Genomic DNA, 16,800 nt, shown 5'->3' with positions numbered 1-16,800 from the left:
ACGTACCACCGCGAGGACGTACCACCGCGAGGGCGTGCCGCCGCCGCTACACGCGTGCTTCCGGCCTGGCGGCGGCAGCGGCCGCGACGGCCGTGGGCAGCGGATCGCGGACCACCCGGCCGAGGAGGTTGGTGAGATCAGGCGTGGTTCCGTCCAGGAAGCCGTGCCGGACGCCCGTGGCCATCGAGGCGAGCATCGGCGGCTGGAACGGCAGCAGCCCCGCCGTCTCGTCGAGGAGCCGGCGCCGGTACTCGCCGAGGCCGATGGGACGGTGCGCGACGCCGAGAGCGCCGGCCACCTGCCCCGCCGTGATCGGCGTGCCGACGAGGTCGTAGACGCGCCCGCGATGAGGCGCGGGACGCGACGCCACCACCGCCGCGGCCTCGGCCAGGTCCTCCCGGGGGACCGCGGCCAGGGCGCCGTCCCCGAACGCGGACTCCACACCGTCGCGGCCCCACATCAGCAGACCGCCGAAGAGTTCGGCGTACAGGCCGTTGCGCAGGATCGTCCACGGCAGCCCGCTCGCCCGCACCAGGCGCTCGGTCGCACGGTGCGCCAGGGCGAAACCGAGGTGATCGCCGGCGGTGGTCAGGCTCGTGTAGACGACGTGGCCGACGCCGTCACGGACGGCGGCGTCCAGGACCGCCGCGTGCCGGGCGACGACCCGGTCGTCCTCCGCGTAACCGGCGGAGACGAGCACCAGGGTCGACACGCCGGTGAGGTCGAGGCTCGCGCGGTCGTCGAAGTCGAGACGCCGCATCCCCTCGCCCGGCGTGCGGCTGCCGCCCGTCGCGACGGCCCCACGGGCCCGCAGGGCCGCAAGAGTGGTCGAGCCGAGATTCCCGTTCGCTCCGGTCACCAGAATCATGATCAATCGCAGTCTTCCGCAGTGGTTCTCATCAGTAACTACGCTTGATCCTCGACCGCGCACCCACCGGCCACAAGAAGGCATTCCGATGTCACTCACGCACACCGGGGTAACCACCACCCCCGCCGACCTCGACCCGTGCGGGCGCGAGGACCACCCCGACTGCGGCATCCGCGACGTCCTGGACCGCATCGGGGACAAGTGGTCCGTGCTCGTGGTCGTCGAACTCGCCGGCGGGCCGCGTCGCTTCCGCGAACTCCAGCGCGCCGTCGAAGGCATCTCCCAGCGCATGCTCACCCTCACCGTGCGCAGGCTCGAACGCGACGGCCTCGTGCTGCGCACCGTGTACCCGACCGTCCCGGCCCAGGTCGACTACCGCCTGACCGAGACCGGGGCGGGCCTGACCCACCTGGTCAAGGCGCTCGCCGACTGGTCCCTCGCGCATCGTGCCGTCATCGCCGAGGCACGGCACGCGTACGACCGGTCCCACCCCGGCCACGACATCCACTGAGGTCCACCGGCGTTCGCCGACGCGGACGGCCGCCGTCGTGGCTCGGACCGGGGTGGGTCGGGTCGGGCTGGGGCGGGCTGGTCTGGGCCGGCCGGGTCGGGCCAGATCAGATCAGGTCAGGTCAGATCAGGTCAGGTCAGGTCAGGTCAGGTCAGATCAGCAGCACGATCCGGCCCGGGCGGTGGCCCGCCTCCGCGCGGCGGTGGGCCTCGGCGGCCGAGGTCAGGGGGAGGACGTCCGCCGTGCGGGTGGCCAGCTCGCGGGCGGCGACGCTCTCCAGCATCTGCTTCAGGCGCGGGGCGTCCGGCCGGGGGCGGATCGCGGTGACGGTGATGTCCCGGTCGGCGGTCGGCAGTTGCTCGCCCGAGGCCGAGACGAAGACCCCGCCGTCCCGCACGGCGGGCAGCAGCGCCTCGCCGATGAGCGCCGCGTCGAGGACGGCCGCGACCCCCTCCGGGACGTGGCCGAGCACTCCGGGGACGACCTCGGCCGGGTCGCCGCGCGGGACCAGCTCCTCGGCGCCGAGGGAGCGCAGTTCGTGCCGGTCGCCCTCGTCGGCGAGGGCGATCACCCGGAGGCCCACGGCGGTGGCGTGCTGGACGGCGAACCGGCCCACCACCCCGCCGGCTCCGCTGACCAGGACCGGGGAACCCTTCGGAAGGTCCAGGAGGTCGACGGCCTGGGCCGCCGCCATCGAGGAGAGCGGCACCGAGGCGGCCGTGGTGAAGTCCATGTCCTCCGGGAGCGGTGCCAGCCAGGACGGGTCGGCGCGGATCACCTCCGCGTAGGTGCCCTCGCCCGTCCCCTCCGTCACCCAGGGCACGAAACCGGCCACCCGGGTGCCCTCGGGGAGACCGGGCGCGTCGTCGAGGAGGACGCCCGCGAAGTCGAAGCCGAGGACGAAGGGCGGGGCCAGTTCGCCCAGGAGGGCGGCCCACCGGCCGGAGCGGATCCTCAGGTCGGCCTGGTGCACGGCGGCGGCCTTGAGCCGCACGCGCACGCGGCCGGGGACGTCCCCCGCCTCCGGGTCGGGGCGCTTGGCGATACGGAGGACCTCGGGTCCTCCGTAGGAGGTCACTTCGATGACGCGCATGGGGTAACTCCTCGGACGGAAGGCCCCCTCGCGGCCCCGGACGAAGGCCCCCTCGTGGCCATTACACCCAGGCTCCCCGCCCCCGGCAACCTCTGATGACCCGCCCGCGCGACGCCCCGGCGCGCCCCGGGCACCGCGCGTCCCGCGCCGCCCGGCGGAGGACCGCGCCCCGCCCGTACTCCGCCCGCGCCCCGCCCGTGCCCCGCCCGCGTCCCGACCGCTCCCCGGCCCCGGGAGGCCCGTGCCCCTCCCGCTTGCGGAAGGAAGAACTCCAGGTGGCGGGTCGCGACGTACCCCCCACGACCGCACACACGTCCGTACCGTCGCGCCCATGGAATGGTTCACCGCCGAGAACCTCATCGCCGTGGTCACCGCGCTCCTCGGCGTCCTCGTCTCGGTCGGCGTCGCCTGGTACCAGTGGTGGATGCTGCGCCAGCGGCGGATCGGCTACCGCGTCCAGCTCGACACGTACATCGGCGACGGCGCGACGGCCGGCGCCACCGGAGCCGGCGCGGCCGTGCGGCGCGGTTACTTCGACACCAGCCCCGACCTGGAGGACGCCACCCTCGTCCTGCTCAGGATCGAGAACGACGGGGCCGTGTCCGTCACCGCCGACCACTACACGGACGGGGACGACCACGGGCTCACGGTGGAGTTCGAGGACCGGCACGTGAAGGCGGTCGTCGTCACCGCCCCCGACCACCCCCGCCTCCTGAGCCACTTCCCCGCGACCTGGACGGGTCCGGCGGAGGGTGCCACCAGCATCCTGCTGCCGAAGGTCCCGCTCAACCGGGGCGCCTCCTACAAACTGCTCGTCCTGCTCGGCGGGGGCCCCACCGGCAGCCCGGTCACGGTCGACGGCAGCATCGCCGAGGGCCGCGTCCACCCCAACCGCAGCATCACCCCCGACGACAAGCTCCCCGTCTTCAGCCGGGCCGCGCTGACCGTCACCGTCCTTCTCACCGCGTGCGTCGTCGCCCTCGCCGCGATCATCGTCCGGGAGGAGACCCCGCAGCCGATCGGCTGCGCCCGGGGCGCCCTCACGGTCACCGGCTCGACGGCCTTCGCACCCGTCCTGCGGGACGCCGCGAAGAAGTACGAGGAGGACTGCCCGGGATCACGGGTGACCGTGGACGCGCGGGGCTCGGCCACCGGGGTCCGGGAACTGGCCCTCACCGGGGAGAAGGCGGCCGGGAGCCCGCCCGCCGTCGTCGTGTTCTCCGACGGGCGCAAGCCGAACGGCTTCCCCCGGCTGCGGGAGAGCGCGGTCGCCCTCTCCCTCTTCACCCTCGTCGTCAACGACGGGGTGCCCGTCGACAACCTCAGCAGGGCGCGCGTCCGGGACGTCTACCGGGGGAGGATCACCAACTGGAGCGCGCTCGGCGGCCCGGACCTGCCGATCCGGCTGGTGAGCCGGAACGCCGGCTCCGGCACCAGGGAGGTCTTCCAGCGCCGCGTCCTCGGGCGGAACGAGCCGGGCGCCTCCTCCTTCGACTGCGAACACCGCACCGACCCCGACGCGAGGGTCACCCTCTGCGAAGTCGACTCCACCGAACAGGTCCTGGCCACCGTCGCCCGGATTCCCGGCGCCCTCGGCTACAGCGAACCGCGCGCGGGCAGCACCCTCCGGGGCGTGCGCCGGGTGGCGATCGACGGCCGCGACGCCGACGCGGCCGATCCGGACGGGAACGGCTACCCGTACCGGGAGGTCGAGTACGCCTACACCTGGGACGAGCCGCCGGCCGGCTCCCTGGCCGCCGGCTTCCTCGCCTACCTCGTCCGGGGCGCCGGCCAGGACCTCGTCCGCCTCCACGGCCACCTGCCCTGCGCGACCCCGAAGGGGCTGCGGCTCTGCGGGGAGGACTGAGGGCCGGGGCCCACGGCCGGAGGGCGGACGAGAGGGGCGGACGACGGCGGACGGCAGTGGGTGGCAGGCGGCCACGGACGGCGGGCGGACGACGGTGGGTAGCGGCGGGTGGCGGCGGGTGGCGGCATGGAGACGCCCGGCGACCGGTCTGGCATGCTCTGACGGCGTGGAGCCATTGACCGAGGAAGACCCCGTCGCCATCGGCCCGTTCCGTCTGATCGGCCGGCTGGGGGCCGGGGGGATGGGCCGGGTGTTCCTGGCGCGCTCGGCCGGCGGCCGGACGGTCGCCGTGAAGGTGGTGCACGCCGAACTGGCCGGCCGGGACGAGTTCCGGCGCCGGTTCGCCCGCGAGGTCGCCGCCCTGGAGCGGGTCGGCGGCACGGGCACGGCGCCCGTGCTCGGCTCGGACACCTCCGCCGACCCCCCGTGGGTCGCCGTCGGCTACGTGCCGGGGCCGTCGCTGCGGACCGTGGTGGGCGACGAGTACGGGCCCCTGCCGACCGGCACCGTGCGGACCCTGGCGTCCGGCCTCGCCCGCGCCCTCGGCCACATCCACGCCGCCGGGCTGGTCCACCGCGACCTCAAGCCCTCCAACGTCCTGCTGACCGTCGACGGACCGCAGCTCATCGACTTCGGCATCGCCCGCGCCGTCGACACGGTCGCCGAGGGCGGCGACCTGACCACCACCGGGGCCGTCGTCGGCTCGCCCGGCTTCATGTCCCCGGAGCAGGTGCGCGGCGAACGCCTCACGCCCGCGTCGGACGTCTTCTGCCTCGGTTCGGTCCTCGTCTACGCGGCGACCGGCCGCGCCCCCTTCGGCTCGGCGGACAGCGGCATCCACGCCACCATGTTCCGCATCGCCCACGACGAGCCCGACCTGACCGGCCTCCCGCCCGAACTCTCCGGGCTGATCCGCGCCTGCCTCGCCAAGGACCCGGCGTCCCGCCCCGCGCCCGGGGAGATCACCGCGACCCTGCCGCTCTCCGACCCCTGGCTCCCGGCGGACGTCCTGGCCCGCCTCGGCCGCCACGCCGCCCGGGTCCTGGAGGCGGAGGCATCGGGGCCGGGCCCCGGGGCGGGACCGAGTACGGGTACGGAGACCGGCACGGGTACGGAGACCGGCGGCCCCGGCACGGAGACCGGCCCGGACCACGGCGGGGCCGGGGAGGGGTCCCGGCCGACGGCCGCCGTCCCGCGCCCCCGGCGCCGGACCCTGACCGCCGTCCTCACGGCCCTCGCGGTGGCCGCCGCCGCCACCGTCACGTACGTCCTCTGGCCCGGCCCGGACACCGGAACCGGCGCCGACGGGCGGAAGGACCGGGGAAAGGGGCGGACCGGCAGCTCCCCCGCCCGCCCCGCCGGGGTCGTCCCGGCCGGTTTCCTCGGTGCCTGGGAGGGCGTGCTCCAGGGCGGGGTGGACTCCCCCCGGGAGACGTTCCGGATCGAGATCACCCAGGGCGCGGCGGGTACCAAGAACGCCGTCTACACGCACGTCACCCCGAACCGCCTGTGCACGGGCCGCTCCCGGCTCGTCTCGGCCGACGAGGACGAGGTCGTCTACGGCGAGTCCGACGTGACGTCCGGCGTACCCGCCGGACGCTGCACCCCCGCCGCCCACCAGACCCTCGCCCTGCGCTCCCCCGACGTCCTGGAGTGGTCCTCGGGCGCCGTGAGGGCCACCTTCCGCAAGGCGCCCACCGGCACCGCCGTCGTCCCCGCCCGCTTCCTCGGCCGGTGGGAGCAGGTCCCCCTGCCGGGGACGGACAAGGACACCGAGCGGCGCTACACCTCGACGATGACGATCGCCCAGGGGCCGGTCGGCACCCGGCTGGTCGAGTTCCTCGACTCCTTCCCGCGCACGGACGAGACGGGCGCCCCCACCCGGGAGAACGTCACCTGCGGCTCCACGGCCGTCCTCGCGGGCGCCGGGGGCCTCCTGGTGATCGGCCCGCAGGTCCGCGACCCGGCCCTCTGGAGCACGGAGTGCGCCGAGAACGACTCCGCCTACCTGACGGTCGGCAAGTGGAAGGGCGAGGACATGCTCCTCCTCTACCCGATGGCGGACGCGGAGCCGGGCGAGTACCGGCGTTCGTAGCCGGACGCGCGGGGGACCGGACGCGCGGGGTGCGGACACGCGGAGGCCGGACACGCGGGGTGCGAAGACGCGGAGGCCGGACACGCGGGATGCGGAGACGCGGAGGGCCCGCCGTCCCGGCGAACCGGGAGGGCGGGCCCTCGCACGTCCTCCCGTCAGATGAAGGAGTTGATCTCGATCGTCTCGGTGCGGCCGGGGCCGACGCCGATGGCGGAGATCGGGGCGCCCGACATCTCCTCCAGGGCCTTCACGTACGCCTGCGCGTTCTTCGGCAGGTCGGCGAAGGTCTTGGCCTTGGTGATGTCCTCGGACCAGCCCGGCAGCATCTCGTAGACCGGCTTCGCGTGGTGGAAGTCGGACTGCGAGTACGGCAGCTCCTCGACGCGCTTGCCGTCGATCTCGTACGCGACGCAGACCGGGATCTGCTCCCAGCCGGTGAGCACGTCGAGCTTGGTGAGGAAGAAGTCGGTCAGGCCGTTGACGCGGGTCGCGTAACGGGCGATGACCGCGTCGAACCAGCCGCAGCGGCGGTCACGGCCGGTGGTGACGCCCCGCTCGCCGCCGATGCGGCGCAGGTCCTCGCCGTCCTGGTCGAACAGCTCCGTCGGGAACGGTCCGGCGCCCACGCGCGTGGTGTACGCCTTGAGGATGCCGATGACCCGGGAGATCTTCGTCGGGCCGACGCCCGTACCCGTGCAGGCGCCGCCCGCGGTCGGGTTCGAGGAGGTGACGAAGGGGTACGTGCCGTGGTCGACGTCCAGGAGCGTGCCCTGGCCGCCCTCGAAGAGCACGACCTTGTCCTCGTCGAGCGCGTTGTTGAGGATCAGGGTGGTGTCCGCGACGAACGGCCTGATCTGCTCCGCGTACTGGAGCATCTCCTCGACGATCTGCCCGGCGTCGATGGCCCGCCGGTTGTAGAGCTTGGCGAGGAGCTGGTTCTTGCCCTCCAGCGCCGCCTCGACCTTCTGGGTGAGGATCGACTCGTCGTAGAGGTCCTGGACGCGGATGCCGACGCGGTTGATCTTGTCGGCGTAGGTCGGGCCGATGCCCCGGCCGGTGGTGCCGATCTTGCGCTTGCCGAGGAACCGTTCCGTCACCTTGTCGAGGGTGACGTTGTACGGGGTGATCAGATGGGCGTTGCCGCTGATCAGGAGCTTCGACGTGTCCACGCCGCGTTCGTTCAGTCCGCTCAGCTCGGAGAGCAGGACCGCCGGGTCGACGACGACACCGTTTCCGATCACCGGGGTGCACCCCGGTGAGAGGATTCCGGAAGGGAGAAGGTGCAGCGCGTACTTCTGGTCGCCCACGACGACCGTGTGGCCGGCATTGTTGCCGCCCTGGTAGCGCACCACATAGTCAACGGACCCACCGAGCAGGTCGGTGGCCTTTCCCTTGCCCTCGTCACCCCACTGAGCACCGAGCAGCACAAGTGCGGGCACAGGCGTACACCCCTTCCGGGTGGGGCATGTCCAAGGTCAGGGGGCGTACGCCGCCTCACCGGTGTGCCCCGGAATAGACGAAGCCCCTGGCGCAATAGCGCAAGGGGCTCTTGCACAAAGATGCTACCCGAGGAAGGACCGAGGTGTCGGATCACGACCAGCTGCTGGTCATCGTCGACCCGGTCGCCCGCCGAAGTGACGGCGAGTCCGTACGGATCGCGAAAGATGTGCTGTGCGCAGGCGCGGAAGCGAAGATCTGCCTGCCGGACGGCCCGGAGGAATTCTCCCGGGCCCTGGCCCGGCGCGGCTCCCGGCGCCCGGTGGTGCTCGGCGACGACCGGGCGCTGCTGCGCACGGTGGCGCTGCTGCGCCGGGAGCGCGACCTCGCCGGAAGGTCCCTCTCCCTCGTCCCGATCGGGGTGCCGGGGGCCCTGGAAGTGGCCCACGCGCTCGGCGTGCCGCGCTCCACCCCGGCGGCGGCGCGGGCGGCCCTGGGCGGGACCGTCCGCCGCCTGGACCTCCTGGTCGACGACAGCGACGGCATCGTCCTCGGAGACCTCCTGGTCCCGGCCGCGCCCGTCACGGACCCGGGCCCGTCGGTCTGGGGCACCTGCCGCTCCCTCGTCCGCACCCTGGTCCGGCCCGCCCCGGCGGCCCTGGCGGTCCGCACCCACCGGCTGCGGGTGGAGGCGGACGGGATACTCCTCGCGGACGTCGACACCCCCCTGGAGGCCCTGACGGCCCGCTCGGTCGCGGGCGCGGCCGAGGTGACCGTCCACCCCCCGTCGTCCCCGCCGCGCCGCGCGACCGCCCACACCCTCACCGTCTCGGGCCCGGACTTCCGCTACCGCGCGGACGGCCGGCTGACGGGCCCGGTCCGGCGGCGGACGTGGACGGTGCGGGAGGGGGCGTGGGGGCTGACCCTGCCGGGCGCGTGACGTCGCGGAGGGGGCGACGTTGCCGGAGGCGCGAAGGGAATCCCGTACGGGAGACGGATAGCGTCACGGGTGGTGGGGGACACCGGGGACGACGGGGGCACGATGACGCGCGCACTGGACACGGCGGGGACCGCCGAGGCGCTGGACCGGTACCGGAAGCGGGCCGGACGGACGCTGGCCGGGGGTGTCGCCGCGCTCGCCGGGGGCGTGGTCGTCGGGCTCCCGCCGGGGCCCGCGTGGACCGGCGACGTGGTCGCCTGGGCCGTCTGCCTCGGCGTCGCGTTCGTCTTCACCGGGGCCGGGGCCCTGGTGACCGCCCGCAGGATGCGGGCCGTCCTGGCCACCGGGGAGTGGTCGGCGCACGCCGCCGTGCCGGTGGCCCGCAGCCTGCACTCCCCGGTGATCGTCCTCGCCTCCCCGGCGTCCGGCGAACTGTGGCCGCTCACCGTCGTGGCCGTGCGGTGGCGCCAGACCGGGGCCCTGCCCGGTCCGGACGGCGTGCTGTGGTGGTGCGGCGACCCGCGCACGGGCGGGGTGTTCACCCGCCCCCACAGCGGGGAGCTGTTCTGGGCGCTGCCGGTACGGGGCGGGAGCGCGCGGCGCCGGATCGCGAGGCGGGCCGAGGAACGGGGACTGCCCGTCCTCGTGGCCCCGGGACGCCCCGGGCCGGCCGGGAACGGGACCGCTCCCCCGCCGAGGACCCGCCGTCGGAGCCGCTGGCGTTGGCTGGTCCTGGCGTCGGTCCTGGCCCTCGCCCCCGCCGTCCACTGGGGCCTGGCGTCGGTCGACGACCCGCAGGTCGAACTGACCGTGCTGAGCGAGGAGCCCGACGGCGACTGCGTGGTCCGCTGGAAGGACCCGTGGGACGGCCGGGAACGCACCGGTCCGTTCCGGTGCGACCCCGACCGGGACCCGCTGCTCGCGACGTGGGAGACGGCCTTCGTCGTGTCGTACGGCCCCTGGAAGGGCGAGCTCTACGGCTGGGTCGGCGACGAACGGCACGGCTCCCCGGCCCAGACCGTGACCGACGGCCTCGCGGTGGGCGGCGCCCTCGGACTCGTCGCGGGGCTCGGCGGCGGCGCCGTGAGCCCGTGGTGGCGGCGCGGGGCGAACGCCCCGGTCCCGGCCGGACTCCCCGGGGGGACGGACTCCGCCAGGCCGTAGCCCGCCCGGCCCCGGCGGAGGCGTGGCCCCGTGCTCGCCCCGTAGACTTCCGCACCGCCCAGGCCGGCGAGGCGGGCCGGGGCCCGTCCCGTACCGCTGCCGGCCGCGGGACCGTACGGGCCGGGCCCGGCCGCGCCCTCCCCTCCCTCGGGGCGGCCCTCACACCTCCACCAGCACCTCCTCGTACCCCCTGATCACGAACCCCGGTTTCCGCACCGGTTCCGCCACCAGGCGCATCCCCGGCGCCTGCCTCAGCAGCTCCCCGAAGACCGCCCCCAGTTCGAGGCGGGCCAGCGGGGCGCCGAGGCAGTAGTGGATGCCCGCGCCGAAGGTGACGTGGGGGTTGTCGGCGCGGGTGAGGTCGAGGGCGTCGGCGGTGGGCCCGAAGCGGGACGGGTCGCGGTTGGCGGAGCCGAGGAGGAGGGCCACCTCCGAACCCCGGGGGACGACCCGGCCGCCGATCTCGATGTCGTCCAGGACCCAGCGCTCGAAGAGCTGGAGCGGGGTGTCGTGGCGCAGGAGTTCCTCCACGGCCGCGGGCAGGTTCCCGGGGTCCGGGCGGAGGCCTTCGCGGAGCAGCGTGCACCACCCGTTCACCGTGGTGTTCACCGTGGCCTCGTGGCCCGCGTTCAGGAGGAGGACGCAGGTGGAGATCGTCTCCTGCTCGGTCAGCTCCGGGACCCCGGCCAGCGCCGAGAGCAGGTCGTCCCCGGGGTGCGCGCGGCGCCTCGCGATCAGTTCCCGCAGGTAGTCCGAGAACTCCACCGACGCCTCGACGGCCCGCCGTGCCGTCTCCTCCGAGGGGTTCAACTCGTACATTCCGCAGATCGCCGCGGACCAGGGCCGCAACCGTGCCCGCCCCTCGTCCTCCTCCGGGATGCCCAGCATCTCCGCGATCACCGCCACCGGCAGGGGTTCCGCGACCTCGGCCTGGAGGTCGCCGCCGCCCGCCGCCACCAGTCCCCCGACCAGATCGGCGGCGAGCCGCCGCACCGTCGGGGCCAGGCCCTCCACCGTCCTCGGCGTGAACGCCTTCGAGACGAGCCGCCGGATGCGGGTGTGGTCGGCCCCCTCCAGGTCGAGCAGCCCGTGGTCGTTGAGCGTGTGGAAGGGCTCGTGGGCGGCGTCCGGGGGCTCCTGCCCGAACTCCTCGTGGGTGAACCGGTGCGTGTAGGTCCGGCCGAGCCGCCGGTCCCGGAGGAGCGCCGAGACGTCCTCGTGGCGCGGGACCAGCCACTGGCGGGACGGTCCGTACCAGTGGACGGGGCCCGCGGCCCTCAGCTCGGCGTAGGCGGGGTACGGGTCCGCGACGAACTCGGCGGACCAGGGGTCGTACGCGGTGTCGGTGGCGTCCATGGACGGACGCTACCCACCCGCGGGCGCCCCCGACCCCCGCCGGACGGCGCCCCCGCGCGGGTCCGGCCGCCGGGCCGGGCCCGTACGGACCGCGCCGCCGGGACCCGCCCCGGCCGGGTCCCGGCCCGGTCCCGGCCGGGCCTCAGCCGCCGACCCTCACCAGACCCGCCTCGTACGCGAAGACCGCCGCCTGCGTCCGGTCGCGGAGGCCCAGTTTCACCAGGACGCGGCTCACATGGGTCTTGATCGTGGACTCCGCGACGACGAGGTGGTCGGCGATCTCGGAGTTCGACAGGCCCTGCGCGATGAGGACGAGGACCTCCGTCTCGCGTTCGGTCAGCTCCCCGACCCGTGCCATCACGGGCGGGCGGGGGGAGGAGCCCGGCGCCTTCGCGAACTCGGTGATCAGCCGCTTGGTGACGGTCGGCGCGAGCAGTGCCTCGCCGGCCGCGACGACCCGCACGCCGTCCGCGAGCTGCCGGGCCGAGGCGTCCTTGAGCAGGAAGCCGGAGGCGCCGGCGCGCAGCGCCTGGTACACGTACTCGTCCAGGTCGAACGTGGTGAGGACCAGCACCTTCGCGTCCGCGTCGGCGGCGACGATCTCCCGGGTGGCCTCGATGCCGTTCAGCTCGGGCATCCGGATGTCCATGAGGACCACGTCGGGGCGGAGGGCCGCGACCTGCGCGATCGCCTCCCGGCCGTTGACGGCCTCCCCGACGACCTCGATGTCCGGCATCGCGCCGAGCAGCACCGAGAAGCCCTCCCGGACCATCATCTGGTCGTCGACGATCAGCACCCTGATGCTCATTCCGCCGTCTCCTCGCGGCTCACGGGGACGAAGGCCGTCACTTCGTAGCCGCCGTCGCCGGCCGGCTCCGCCGTCATCTCGCCGCCCAGCATCGCCACCCGCTCCCGCATGCCGGTGATGCCGTGCCCGGCGCCCGGGGAGGGCTTCACCAGCCCGCGCGCGGGCCCGTTGACGACGCGCAGGCCGAGGCCGCCGAGGACATAACCGACCTCGACCCTCGCCGCCGCGCCCGGCGCGTGCCGCAGCACGTTCGACAGGGCCTCCTGGACGATCCGGTACGCGGAGAGCTCCACGCCCTGCGGCAGTTCGCGCACCGCGCCGGTCACCGTCTTCTCCACGTCGAGCCCGGCCTCGCGGACGTTGGCGACGAGGGCGTCCAGGTCGGCGAGGGTCGGCTGCGGGGCGTCGGGCGCCTCGTAGTCCTCGGCCCGGACGACGCCGAGGATGCGGCGCAGCTCGGTCAGCGCGGCGACCGCGTTCTCGCGGATGGTGAGGAACGCCTGCTCCAGCTCCGGCGGCGGGTTCTCGACCCGGTACGGCGCGGCCTCCGCCTGGATCGCCACCACCGACATGTGGTGGGCGACGACGTCGTGCAGCTCCCGGGCGATGGTGGTGCGCTCCTCCAGGAGGGTCCGCTTCGACCGTTCCCGCTCGGTGACGGTCTGCTGGGCGGTGACCTCGCGGTCGGCCTCGCGGCGGACCTGGAAGACGGTGACGGCGAGCAGGACCAGGGCGGAGACGAAGATCATCGCGACGGCCTCGGAGTCGTCCCCCGTGCCGAGGAACATGCCGGTGAAGAGGCCGAAGGCCGCCGTCACCAGCCACATCCACACCGCCGCGCGGGGCCGGGTGCGGGCGGCGACCACGGCGAGGACCACCAGGTGGGAGAAGAACGTCGTGTGCGACCAGGGCCAGCCGGCGTCGTAGTCGGTGAGGTAGCCGATGAAGGGGGCGGAACCGAGCGAGGCCCAGAAGGCGAGGACCGGCCGGACCAGGGTGAGCAGCACGATCGCGGGCGGCGCGCAGGAGACCACGAGCGTCAGCGGGGGGAAACGGATGTCGGCGCTCTCGTACCCCGCGACGAAGGCGATCGCGGCGAGGAACGCGACGACCGCGTGCGGGAAGAACCCCGCGCGCGCCCGTATCCGCTTCGGCAGGAGGCGCGCCGGCCTGCTGGTGACCTCCACGGGAGGCAGCGGCCGGTAGGCGAGGGCGTCGTGGAAGAGTTCCTGCCGCAGCCCGCCGAGGACGACCTGTACCAGGTGGAACTCGGGGGCGCGGCTCGTCCCGGGGGTCTGTGTCTGAGTCACCCGGATCACGGTACGGGGGCGGGGGGACCGGGTCGTCCCACCGCGTACGGATTCTCCCCCGTCCCCCCTGAGTACTACGGAGTCCCCCGCGCCGCCGCCGGGGCCGGCGCGGGGCCGGTCCCGTCACCAGGCCAGCTGGGCGATCTCCTCCGCGACCACCGCGCACGCGTCCGCCGACGGGTCGATCGGCGGGAAGTGGCCGGCGTCCTCCAGGAGCGTCAGGCCGACCGTCTCGCCCGCCGCCGCGGCCGCCTCCGCGAACGCGTCGGCGACGGCGTACGGCACGACGACGTCCTCGCGGCCCTGGACGACGGTGGTCGCGATCCCGGTCGGGAGGAGGCGGGCGGGGTCGGCGGAGGCCGCCCGCTCCTCGTACGCGCCGGGTCCGCCGAGGAGTTCGGTGACCGCGCCGCCGCACACCCCCAGCTCGGTCGCCCTCCCGAAGTGGGCGATCGGGGCGAGGGCGACGACGCCGCGCAGCGCGGGCGGGGCCGGGAGCCGCCACGGGGAGCCGGCGGGCAGGACGTGCCGGGCGGCGGCCCACAGGGCGAGGTGGCCGCCGGCCGAGTGCCCGGTGAGCACGATCCGGCCCGTGTCGGCCCCCGGCAGGTGCGCGGCGGCGAGTTCCGGCACGGCGTCCAGGGCGGCGGCCACGTCGTCGAAGGTCTCGGGCCAGCGCCCGGCGACCGGGGCCGCGCCACCCTGACGGGGGAGGCCGCCGCCGCGCCGGTACTCGACGCTGGCGACGGCGAAGCCGCGCCGGGCCAGGAAGTCCGCGAACGGGGAGAGGTGCCGCCGGTCGTACGGTGCCCGCCAGGCGCCGCCGTGCAGGGCGACGACGAGCGGGGCCCGGACGCGCCCGTCGCGCGGGGCGTAGAAGTCGACCACCTGGTCCGGGTGGCCGCCGTACGCGGCGGAGGCGTCCGGGGCGACGGCCGGGTGCGAGAAGGCCGACGCCTCTTCGGCGGCGTCGCGCGCGGCGGGGTCCATGGGCTCTCCAACCTCTCCGGTACGGGGCCGGTCCGGCCTGACCTGCGGGGACGGTACCAGGACCGGGGCCCCCGGTCCTGACGGTCGCCGGTCCGGGGCGCCCCGGGCTCCCGGGGGCCCGCCGGGCGGCCCCTGGGGACCTGCCGCGGGCGGCCCCTGGAGACCCGCCGGGACCTGCCCGGCCCTCCGGGACCTGCCGGGGACCTTCCGGGACCTTCCGGAACCCGGTGGTCCCGGAAGGTCCCGGCGTGGTCACGCCTCCGGAGCCTCCGGAGTGCCCGGGGCGCCCGTGCCCGCCGGCACGTCCGTCAGCACCTCCGCGAGGGTCCGCGCCGCCCGCTCGGTGTCCGCGAACCCGACGTACAGCGGCGTGAAGCCGAACCGCAGCATGTCCGGGAGGCGCAGGTCGCCCACGACGCCGCGCCGGATCAGCTCGGCCATCACCGCCGGGGCCTCGGCACAGCGCAGCGCGACCTGGCTGCCGCGCTCGGCGTGCGCCCCGGGCGTGACCGACGCGACCCTGCCCTCGGGGGCGTACGCCCGGACGCACTCCAGGAAGAAGTCCGTCAGGGCGAGGGACTTGGCCCGCACGTCCTCGATCGCGACCCCGTCCCACACGTCGAGCGCCGCTTCCAGCGCCAGCATGGAGAGGATGTCGGGGGTGCCGACCCGGCCCCGCACGGCGCCCGGGGCCGCCTCGTACCCGGGGACCATGGCGAACGGGTCGGCGTGCGAGTTCCAGCCGGGCAGCGGCGAGTCGAAGGCGGCCTGGTGGCGCTCCGCGACGTACAGGTACGCGGGGGAACCGGGCCCGCCGTTCAGGTACTTGTACGTGCAGCCGACCGCCAGGTCGACCCCGTGGGCGTCCAGGCCGACCGGCAGGGCGCCCGCGGTGTGGCACAGGTCCCAGACGGCGAGCGCGCCCGCCGCGTGCAGGGCGGCGGTGATGCCCGGCAGGTCGTGGAGCCGGCCGCTGCGGAAGTCGGCGTGGTTGACGAGGGCGGCGGCCGTGCGCGGGCCGGCCGCCTCCGCCATCCCCGCGGGGTCGACGGGCACCATCCGGTGGCCCGTCATCCGCGCCGCCGATTCCGCGACGTACCCGTCCGTGGGGAAGGTCGTCGCGTCCACCAGGATCTCGTCGCGTCCGTCGCCGGCCAGGCGGGCGGCGGCGACGACCGCCTTGAAGACGTTCACGCTGGTCGAGTCGCCGACCACGATCTGCCCGGGACCGGCGCCGACGATCGGCGCGATCCGCTCGCCGATCCGCTCGGGCGCGGTCCACCAGCCGGACTCGCTCCAGGAGCGGATGCGCAGCTCGCCCCACTCGCGGGAGACGACGTCGGCCACGCGGGCGGGGACGTGGGCGGGCAGCGCGCCGAGCGAGTTGCCGTCGAGGTAGACGGTGTCCGCGTCGAGGACGAACTTCTCCCGGTGCTTGGCCAGTTCGTCGGCCGTGTCGAGGGCGAGGGCCTTGCCCTCCAGCGACTCAGACATGGCTGCGGGCCGTCCACAGCTCGGGGAACACGTTCTTCTGCGCCCGCTTCTCCAGCCAGGCCACGCCCGCCGAACCGCCGGTGCCGGTCTTGGCGCCCATCGCGCGCCGGGTCGCCACCAGGTGGTCGTTGCGCCAGCGCCAGACCAGCTCGGCCACGTCGCTCAGGGCCTCGCCCAGGCGGACCAGCTCGCCGTTCTGGTCGGGGTCCGCGTAGATCCCGGCCCAGACCGCCTCGACCTCGGGCGAGGGCTCGTACCGCTGCGAGAGGTCGCGGCCGAGGACGGCGGCGGGCACGGGCAGGCCGCGCCGGGCGAGCAGGCCGAGGACCTCGTCGTACAGGCTCGGCTCGTGGAGCGCCTTCTCCAGCTCGGCGTGGACGCGGGGCGCGCCCCGGTGCGGGACGAGCATGGACGCGGACTTGTCGCCGAGCAGGAACTCCATCCGCCGGTACATCGCGGACTGGAAGCCGGACCCTTCGCCCAGGGAGCCCCGGTAGGCGTTGAACTGGGCGGGGGTGAGCTGGGCGAGCGGCCGCCAGGAGTGGTTCAGCGCCTCCAGCTCGCGCACGGAGCGCTTGAGCGCGTCCATCGCGACCGGCACGCGGTCCTCGCGCAGGGCACGGCTCGCGGTCTCCCACTCGTGGACGATCACCGTGAACCACAGCTCCATCACCTGAGTGGTGACCAGGAAGACCATCTCGCCGGGGTCGTCCGAGCGGAGGTGCTGGAGGTGGGTGAGGACGTCCGCCCGGACGTAGTCCTCGTACGGTGTCGTGCCCGCGAAGTCGAGGTTCGGATCGTCGGCGGCCGAGTCGGCTGCGGAGGCGTCGGGAGAACCCGGGAAGGTGGACATTTCTGTCTCCTCGA

The 16,800-nt window shown here is 74.9% G+C and carries 14 protein-coding genes; 5 read left to right on the top strand and 9 right to left on the bottom strand.

The features are described 5' to 3' along the window. Positions 1–46: 46 nt before the first annotated feature. The gene (locus tag ACZ3IL_RS11220; protein ID WP_467388897.1) at positions 47–868 is read right to left on the bottom strand and encodes an NAD(P)H-binding protein; all 822 of its coding nucleotides are present in this window, start codon (positions 866–868) and stop codon (positions 47–49) included. A gap of 88 nt (positions 869–956) precedes the next feature. Between ACZ3IL_RS11220 and ACZ3IL_RS11215 the strand changes: the two genes are divergently transcribed. Further along, positions 957–1,379, top strand: a complete 423-nt coding sequence (locus ACZ3IL_RS11215; RefSeq protein WP_467388895.1) for a winged helix-turn-helix transcriptional regulator — start codon at positions 957–959, stop codon at positions 1,377–1,379. A gap of 151 nt (positions 1,380–1,530) precedes the next feature. On the opposite strand, the gene ACZ3IL_RS11210 is transcribed toward ACZ3IL_RS11215, so the two are convergent. Next, positions 1,531–2,472 (bottom strand): NADP-dependent oxidoreductase, encoded by a 942-nt coding sequence (locus tag ACZ3IL_RS11210; RefSeq protein ID WP_467388893.1) that lies wholly within the window; start codon positions 2,470–2,472, stop codon positions 1,531–1,533. A 331-nt stretch (positions 2,473–2,803) separates the two neighbouring features. Between ACZ3IL_RS11210 and ACZ3IL_RS11205 the strand changes: the two genes are divergently transcribed. Together ACZ3IL_RS11205 and ACZ3IL_RS11200 are read left to right on the top strand one after the other, a co-directional pair. After that, the gene (locus tag ACZ3IL_RS11205) at positions 2,804–4,339 is read left to right on the top strand and encodes a PstS family phosphate ABC transporter substrate-binding protein (RefSeq protein WP_467388891.1); all 1,536 of its coding nucleotides are present in this window, start codon (positions 2,804–2,806) and stop codon (positions 4,337–4,339) included. Positions 4,340–4,505: 166 nt separating this feature from the next. Continuing rightward, positions 4,506–6,434 (top strand): serine/threonine-protein kinase, encoded by a 1,929-nt coding sequence (locus tag ACZ3IL_RS11200; protein WP_467388889.1) that lies wholly within the window; start codon positions 4,506–4,508, stop codon positions 6,432–6,434. A gap of 155 nt (positions 6,435–6,589) precedes the next feature. On the opposite strand, the gene ACZ3IL_RS11195 is transcribed toward ACZ3IL_RS11200, so the two are convergent. Next, complete coding sequence (locus tag ACZ3IL_RS11195) at positions 6,590–7,873, bottom strand: adenylosuccinate synthase (RefSeq protein WP_467388887.1); 1,284 nt, start codon at positions 7,871–7,873, stop codon at positions 6,590–6,592. Between the two features lie 143 nt (positions 7,874–8,016). On the opposite strand from ACZ3IL_RS11195, the gene ACZ3IL_RS11190 reads away from it, so the two are divergent. Continuing rightward, the gene (locus ACZ3IL_RS11190; RefSeq protein ID WP_467388885.1) at positions 8,017–8,811 is read left to right on the top strand and encodes a diacylglycerol kinase family protein; all 795 of its coding nucleotides are present in this window, start codon (positions 8,017–8,019) and stop codon (positions 8,809–8,811) included. A 102-nt stretch (positions 8,812–8,913) separates the two neighbouring features. Beyond that, a complete protein-coding gene (locus tag ACZ3IL_RS11185; protein WP_467388883.1) occupies positions 8,914–9,975 on the top strand; it encodes a hypothetical protein in 1,062 nt (353 codons plus the stop codon). Positions 9,976–10,134: 159 nt separating this feature from the next. On the opposite strand, the gene ACZ3IL_RS11180 is transcribed toward ACZ3IL_RS11185, so the two are convergent. The 6 genes from ACZ3IL_RS11180 to ACZ3IL_RS11155 form a co-directional block, all read right to left on the bottom strand. Continuing rightward, positions 10,135–11,331, bottom strand: a complete 1,197-nt coding sequence (locus tag ACZ3IL_RS11180; RefSeq protein WP_467388881.1) for a cytochrome P450 — start codon at positions 11,329–11,331, stop codon at positions 10,135–10,137. A gap of 142 nt (positions 11,332–11,473) precedes the next feature. Next, positions 11,474–12,139 (bottom strand): response regulator, encoded by a 666-nt coding sequence (locus ACZ3IL_RS11175; protein WP_467388879.1) that lies wholly within the window; start codon positions 12,137–12,139, stop codon positions 11,474–11,476. Further along, positions 12,136–13,458, bottom strand: a complete 1,323-nt coding sequence (locus ACZ3IL_RS11170) for a sensor histidine kinase (RefSeq protein WP_467388877.1) — start codon at positions 13,456–13,458, stop codon at positions 12,136–12,138. The genes ACZ3IL_RS11175 and ACZ3IL_RS11170 overlap by 4 nt, the downstream gene beginning before the upstream one ends. A 114-nt stretch (positions 13,459–13,572) precedes the next feature. Beyond that, the gene (locus ACZ3IL_RS11165; RefSeq protein ID WP_467388875.1) at positions 13,573–14,439 is read right to left on the bottom strand and encodes an alpha/beta hydrolase family protein; all 867 of its coding nucleotides are present in this window, start codon (positions 14,437–14,439) and stop codon (positions 13,573–13,575) included. Positions 14,440–14,691: 252 nt separating this feature from the next. Beyond that, positions 14,692–15,933, bottom strand: a complete 1,242-nt coding sequence (gene kynU / locus ACZ3IL_RS11160; protein WP_467388873.1) for a kynureninase — start codon at positions 15,931–15,933, stop codon at positions 14,692–14,694. Further along, the gene (locus ACZ3IL_RS11155; protein WP_467388871.1) at positions 15,926–16,786 is read right to left on the bottom strand and encodes a tryptophan 2,3-dioxygenase; all 861 of its coding nucleotides are present in this window, start codon (positions 16,784–16,786) and stop codon (positions 15,926–15,928) included. The genes kynU and ACZ3IL_RS11155 overlap by 8 nt, the downstream gene beginning before the upstream one ends. Positions 16,787–16,800: the final 14 nt, after the last annotated feature.

It is taken from the genome of Streptomyces sp. NPDC014907, assembly GCF_055562975.1.
This window is presented reverse-complemented; position numbering and strand designations above follow the sequence as displayed.

What these genes read in the sequence shown, in the direction of transcription:
- ACZ3IL_RS11205 (WP_467388891.1), top strand. Translation starts at nt 2,804, where the DNA reads ATGGAATGGTTCACCGCCGAGAACCTCATCGCCGTGGTCACCGCGCTC.
- ACZ3IL_RS11165 (WP_467388875.1), bottom strand. Translation starts at nt 14,439, where the DNA reads ATGGACCCCGCCGCGCGCGACGCCGCCGAAGAGGCGTCGGCCTTCTCG.
- ACZ3IL_RS11215 (WP_467388895.1), top strand. Translation starts at nt 957, where the DNA reads ATGTCACTCACGCACACCGGGGTAACCACCACCCCCGCCGACCTCGAC.
- kynU (WP_467388873.1), bottom strand. Translation starts at nt 15,933, where the DNA reads ATGTCTGAGTCGCTGGAGGGCAAGGCCCTCGCCCTCGACACGGCCGAC.
- ACZ3IL_RS11175 (WP_467388879.1), bottom strand. Translation starts at nt 12,139, where the DNA reads ATGAGCATCAGGGTGCTGATCGTCGACGACCAGATGATGGTCCGGGAG.
- ACZ3IL_RS11220 (WP_467388897.1), bottom strand. Translation starts at nt 868, where the DNA reads ATGATTCTGGTGACCGGAGCGAACGGGAATCTCGGCTCGACCACTCTT.
- ACZ3IL_RS11185 (WP_467388883.1), top strand. Translation starts at nt 8,914, where the DNA reads ATGACGCGCGCACTGGACACGGCGGGGACCGCCGAGGCGCTGGACCGG.
- ACZ3IL_RS11155 (WP_467388871.1), bottom strand. Translation starts at nt 16,786, where the DNA reads ATGTCCACCTTCCCGGGTTCTCCCGACGCCTCCGCAGCCGACTCGGCC.
- ACZ3IL_RS11180 (WP_467388881.1), bottom strand. Translation starts at nt 11,331, where the DNA reads ATGGACGCCACCGACACCGCGTACGACCCCTGGTCCGCCGAGTTCGTC.
- ACZ3IL_RS11210 (WP_467388893.1), bottom strand. Translation starts at nt 2,472, where the DNA reads ATGCGCGTCATCGAAGTGACCTCCTACGGAGGACCCGAGGTCCTCCGT.